This window comes from Skermanella sp., assembly GCF_059503625.1.
On record NZ_JCACHA010001067.1, the window covers coordinates 1 to 5718 of the forward strand.

The 5718-nt window shown below is 66.9% G+C and carries 5 protein-coding genes; 1 reads left to right on the forward strand and 4 read right to left on the reverse strand.

The window, feature by feature from the left end; genetic code table 11:
- On the forward strand, nt 1–1277 hold a 1277-nt coding region (locus AC5JJ6_RS38575), incomplete at its 5' end, for a hypothetical protein (RefSeq protein WP_496047118.1).
- Here the strand turns inward: AC5JJ6_RS38575 and AC5JJ6_RS38580 are convergent.
- The 4 genes from AC5JJ6_RS38580 to AC5JJ6_RS38595 form a co-directional block, all read right to left on the reverse strand.
- Nucleotides 1255–2415 carry an epoxide hydrolase family protein gene (locus AC5JJ6_RS38580; protein WP_496047119.1) on the reverse strand — a complete coding sequence of 387 codons (1161 nt, stop codon included), beginning with the start codon at nt 2413–2415 and terminating at the stop codon, nt 1255–1257. The genes AC5JJ6_RS38575 and AC5JJ6_RS38580 overlap by 23 nt on opposite strands.
- Before the next feature lies 1 nt (nt 2416).
- On the reverse strand, nt 2417–3427 hold the full coding sequence (locus tag AC5JJ6_RS38585; protein WP_496047120.1) for an SDR family oxidoreductase: 1011 nt from the start codon (nt 3425–3427) through the stop codon (nt 2417–2419).
- Nucleotides 3428–3524: 97 nt separating this feature from the next.
- Nucleotides 3525–3998, reverse strand: a complete 474-nt coding sequence (locus AC5JJ6_RS38590) for an SRPBCC family protein (RefSeq protein ID WP_496047121.1) — start codon at nt 3996–3998, stop codon at nt 3525–3527.
- Nucleotides 3999–4029: 31 nt separating this feature from the next.
- On the reverse strand, nt 4030–5718 hold a 1689-nt coding region (locus AC5JJ6_RS38595; RefSeq protein ID WP_496047122.1), incomplete at its 5' end, for a D-apionate lactonase family protein.

Consider the following 5718-nt stretch of genomic DNA (forward strand, 5'->3'; position numbering starts at 1 on the left):
TTTCCTCCGGTCTGATCATCCGCGCATGGGCCGAGCCTGCGACGCTCGCTTCCGGCGCTACCGGGAAGCTGCGCATCGCAGTCAACGACCCAACTGTTTCCGTTAAGCCGGTTGCCGGAACCGGAATTTGCGCCGCGCCGGACGGCGAGGGCTGCTGGAACCTCGCCGTGGACGCTCAGGCTCCGCCGGGCATTCCGTTTGCCCAGCACTTCGACGCGCTGGGCGGCAACGGACCCTTGTGGATCGAAGCCACGGCAGAAATTGCGGGCCGGAAAATCTCGCTGGCGGTCGATCTGGAGGAGCCGCTGACCATCGCTCCGAAAGCGACGGTTTTGCTTGAACCAGACGCCGCCATCCTCGACCTGACGCTTCCCCGCAAAGCCATTACCTTGCGAGTCACGGCGAATGGTGAAGCCTCTCCGATCCTCCCCGCCGGATGGACGGCGGAAGCCGGGGAAGGCGGCTTCAACCTGCTGCCGCCAGCGGACCTGTCAGCCGGAATCCATGAAATCGGCATCGCCGTAGATGGCGAGCCTGCCCATGTCGAGACTGTGATCGACTACCCGCATATCGGCAAAACTGTGCATGCCGAACCGGCGCTTTTCCGCGTGCTCGCCGTTCCCCTGGCTATGCCGTCGAACACGCGCATCGGCTATGTCGGCGGCGGCAGCGACCGCGTCGGCGTGTGGCTTGCCCGGATGGGCCTGGATGTCGATGAGCTGGATACGGAGACGTTGCACAAGGCGGATCTCTCGCGTTTCACCACCATGGTAGTCGGGATCTTTGCCTTCGGCAATCGGCCGGACCTAGCTGCGGCAACGCGGCGCATCCACCGCTGGGTGGAAGCCGGAGGGCATCTCGTCACCCTCTACCACCGCCCGACCGACGGCTGGGACTCCGCCGTCACTCCGCCCCTGCCGCTGGAAATCGGCAGGCCGTCGCTGCGCTGGCGCGTTACCGACCCGTCGGCGGAGGTCACGGCGCTGATCCCGGACCATCCGCTGCTGACCACACCCAACCGGATCGGCGCTGCCGATTGGGCGGGCTGGGACAAGGAACGCGGCCTGTACTTCGCGGCGAACCGCGATCCGGCTTACCAAGCGCTCCTGTCGATGTCGGATCCCGGCGAAGTCCCGCTCGACGGCGCGCTGGTGTCGGCAGTCGTCGGCAAGGGCCGGCACACCCACACCGGCCTAGTCATCCATCACCAGCTCGACCGGCTGGTGCCGGGAGCGTTCCGCCTGGTCGCCAACCTCATCCAGCCCGCAGGGGCCTGAAGAACTCCCGGACCTCATGGGCCAGTTCGTCGGGATGCTCCATCGCCGCGAAGTGGCCGCCATGATCCATCACGCTCCAGCGGCGGATGTCCTTGTAGGTGCGCTCCGCCAGGGAGCGCGGCGGGCGGAGGATCTCGCGCGGGAACTCGCAGTAGCCCATCGGCACGTCCACGGTGCCGCCCGGCGGGATCGGCCAGGGCCGGTGCATGCGCGAATAATACGGCCAGAACGACGATCCGATGGCCCCGCTGAACCAGTACAGGCTGATATTCGCCAGCAGCTCGTCCTTGGTGAAGACGGACTCGACATCGCCGCCGCAGTCCGACCAAATCCGGAACTTCTCGGCGATCCAGGCAGCGAGGCCGGCCGGAGAGTCGGTCAGCCCATAGGCCAGCGTCTGCGGGCGCGTGCCCTGGATCGACTGGTAGCCCGTCTCCTCCTTCATGAAGACGGCCATCTCTTCGAAATACCGCTGCTCTTCGGCGTTGGGATCGGCAAAGGCTGCCGGATCGCGCGGCAGCGGCATCAGGTTGAGATGGATGCCGGCGACGTGTTCGGGGTGTGCATAGGCCAGCCGCCCGGATACGAACGATCCCCAATCGCCGCCCTGGGCACCGAAGCGGTCGTAGCCGAGCACGCCGGTCATCAGTTCGGCGAAGCAGTCGGCGATCTCCTCTACGCCCAAGCGGGCCTGACCGGGCTTGAACGACAGGCCGAACCCTGGAAGCGACGGGGCTACCACGGTAAAGGCATCCGCCGGATCGCCGCCGAAGCGCGCCGGATCGGTCAGGCGCGGGATGATGTCCAGGAACTCGAACACCGAACCCGGCCAGCCATGCGACAGCAGGAGCGGGAACGGCTTGTCGCCCTTGCCGGACACGTGGAGGAAGTGAACGTCGATGCCGCTCAGCGGCGCCGTGTACTGCGGAAACGCGTTCAGGCGCGCCTCCTGCGCCCTCCAGTCGAAGCCGTCCCGCCAATAGGCGACCAACTCCCGCATCCAGCCGAGATCGGTCCCATAAGCCCAGGGCTCGCCGGGCGCCTGATCCGGAAAACGCGTCAGGCGAAGCCGGTCGCGCAGGTCGGCGACCTCGTTGTCGGGGACGGCAAGGGTGAAGGGCTTGGGCGCGATGGCCATGTCAGCGCGACCTTGAAGCGAGAGCCGTACCCGCCAGCATCCCAAGTCCGACGGCCAGCGCCGATCCGGCTGCGACGGTAGCAAGCCGCGCGGTCGGGCCGCTGGAGGTCAGGCGAAGATGGTAGCGCGGCAGGCCGAAGCGGCCGCGCATCCTGTGCCGGCCTTCGACCGGTTCGAACAGGTTGTCGGGCCGGTTCGGGTCTTCCCGTTCCGGCGTCTGCTGGCCTTCCACCGCGGTCCGGCCCAGATAATAGTCGGCGAACTGGGGAACCAGGAAGTTGCCGAGGATCGCCTCCATCGCCGGACCGCCCAGCCAGTATTCCCGCTTCGGGTGCTCCGCGATGTGGACGATGGCGCGGCCGATGTCTTCCGGCTGGAAGATCTTGCCCATCGGCTGGGCGCGGTACGGCATGTGGCTGCGCGCCCAGTCGAACTGCGGCGTATTGACCGCCGGAAGTTGAGCCATGCTCAGCCGAACATTGGAGCGGTCATGGATCAGTTCGGACCGCACGCTGTCCAGGAAGCCCATGATCGCGTGCTTCGCCCCGCAATAGGCGGACTGGAGCGGGATCGAGCGATAGGCCAGCGCCGAGCCGATCTGGATGATCGTGCCATGGTCGCGCGGCTTCATGTGGCGGAGCGCCGCCTGGATGCCGAAGACGGAGCCGTGATACGTCACGTCGGTAACCCGCCGCAGCTCGTCCGGCGTGAGGCTTTCGGCAGGGCCGAAGACGGTGACCATCGCATTGTTGACCCAAACGTCGATAGGGCCGAGTTCGTTCTCGATCCGGTCGGCGGCAGCGCCGACCGCCGCATCGTCCGCAACGTCGAGCGGCAGCGCGAGGCCATGGCCGCCGAGCCGGTCCACCTCGCTCCGGACTTCGTCAAGGGCATCGGCGGAGCGGGCGATCAGAGCGACCGCAGCCCCCCATTTGGCGGCAAAGGCCAGCGCTATGGCGCGGCCGACACCGGCTGAGGCGCCGGTCACACAAACTACGGGGCGCGATGCCATGGCTGTGAACCTCGTTCCTAGCTTGATCCGGAAGCGGATCGTTCCGGTTCAGGGGGCAACCCGGTGTGGCGTTGGAAGTTCCGCCTTCGAAACGGTGTCAGAGCCTTGCAACCAAGGCAGCCAACTGGTCGGCGCAGGTTCCCCAGCCTTCGTGAAAACCCATCTTCTCGTGCATCTCCCTGTCTTCGACGGTCCAGTGACGGACGCGGGCGGTATAGCGCGTCCTGCCGCCGCCGATGTCCTCGAAGGTCAGGATCAGGGTCATGAACGGCTTTTCCGAAGGCTGCCACGCGCTGGTGAAGGCGTCGGTGGTGACCAGCCGTTCGTTCTCGACGACCTCCAGGTAGACTCCCCGGTTCGGGTAGTCGGTCCCGTCGGGACCCCGCATGACGATCACGCTGGAGCCGCCGGGGCGGACGTCCAGTTCCGCATGCGGCGTCGTGAAGGGCAGCGGGGCGAACCACTGCTTCAGGAGTTCGGGTTGGGTCCATGCCCTGAACAGCTTATCGCGCGGCGCGTCGATGTCCCGCGTCAGGACAAGTTCGCGGTCGGTTTCAGGTGCGGCGGTCATTCGATCTCTCCTTAGTCAAGTCATCGGCACATCAGAGACGGACATGGATGATCGCGTAGGGGCCTAGCGTCAATGTGGATGAGTGCTCGGAGGTCATGCGGTCGAGCAGATCGGCGGTGCGGCTCGCCTGTCCGAACGATGCCGAATCGAGCACTGCGGCCTGGACGGCAGGCCGTGGCAACGAGACGGTCTGCTCCCGGCCTGTCAGGTTCGCCAGCCACAGTTCGGTGCCCGAATCCACTTCCACGGCGATGCCCTGGACGGTGCTGGGGTCGGAAATCTCCAGCACTTTCATTGTCTTGCCGGACAGCGCCGAAAGGCCGCGGAGAACGTGGAAGACCGGGAACAGGCCGCCGTTGTCGTCGTACCAGGGCTGCGGCCAGCTTTGCCGGGCGTGGACGATGCCGTGCGGTCCCGTCAACCCGCCGAAGGCTACCGCCGACGCTCCGCCGCGCGCCATGTGACTGTAGTAGCCCAGCGTCCAGGCGGCGCCGAGCAGACCGCGCTGGCGCGGGTCGTTGCGGTTCATCGCCTGGCGGATGTTGCGCGGGTTCTCCATCGGCGCGTCGCCGTAGGGATTCATCCGCATGCCCATGGCGCTGGGTCCTACCGACAGCGGGTGACCGCCCGCGATCTCTCGGGCGCTGGCGGTGATCGCCGGCAAGGATTCCAGCCCTTCCATCACCGAGATTTCGTCGCCGGCATGGACCAGGGCCGAGGTGGTGAAGCCGACGAGGTCGAGGTAGCGGAGCGGCGGGCGCTTGCGGTTCAGCTCGGTGAAGTAGCTGAACATGCCTCCGCCGAGCCTTGCGTCCGGAAAGGCTTTCCGCGCCGCCCGGAACAGGCCTTCCGCGGGGGCGGCCGGTGGCCAGACGCTGCCGGGCAGCGTGCATTTCAGGTCGGAAGCGGGCGACAGCATGACGACTTCGAACGGCGAACCGAGCGCTGCGGCGGTGTCGCCGAGTGCCGCTACTTCCGCTTCGAAGGTCTCGACTTCGACGATGACCGCTTCGAGCCACGGCACGGCGCCGAGGGCATGGGCGACCGCGACCGCCGCTTCGAGCGTGCTCCGGTCATGGCCCCGGCGGGGATCGTGGTGGCAGATCAGGTGGTGCGGCTTGACGGCAGCCAGCGTTTCCGCCGCCGCTTTCGCGGATTCCGCTTCGTCGGGATCGTAGCCGAGGCCCAGTTGCGGCGCATTTCCGAGAGCGTCACCGAACGTCACTGTCACACCGCCCGCCGACGACCCGGATTGAGCGGAGGCGGAGCCGGTGACGGTCAGGGTGACCGCCTGCTCCAGCCTGGACCCCGCTTCGAGCGTGTAGGGCCAGGGGAGGGCCAGCGGGCGGACATAGGTCTTGTAGGACGCGTCGGTCCAGTTGCGCTGGTCCTCCATCTCGAAGGTGTCGCCCTCCATCCGGCAGGTGACGCGGAGGCCGGGGGCGGCCTCGTGAGTCAGTGCCCGCAGGTCCATCATGGGCTGGACCGGGTCGATCAGTTCGGGGAACCGGCCCGATACCTTCTCGCCGCCGGTATGCTCGATCTCGACCGGCAAGCCGGCGACGCCGGCGGGGTGCAGGACGACGAAACCAGTGCGGTTAGTCAGGAAGTCGGTGACGGCTTCGCCTTCGCAGCGGAAGGTGAGATGGCCATCCGCGCTGCCTTCGATTACCGCACGGTAGCGGAAGCTTTGGCTGTCGTCGCCGGTGGCCGCTTCGTA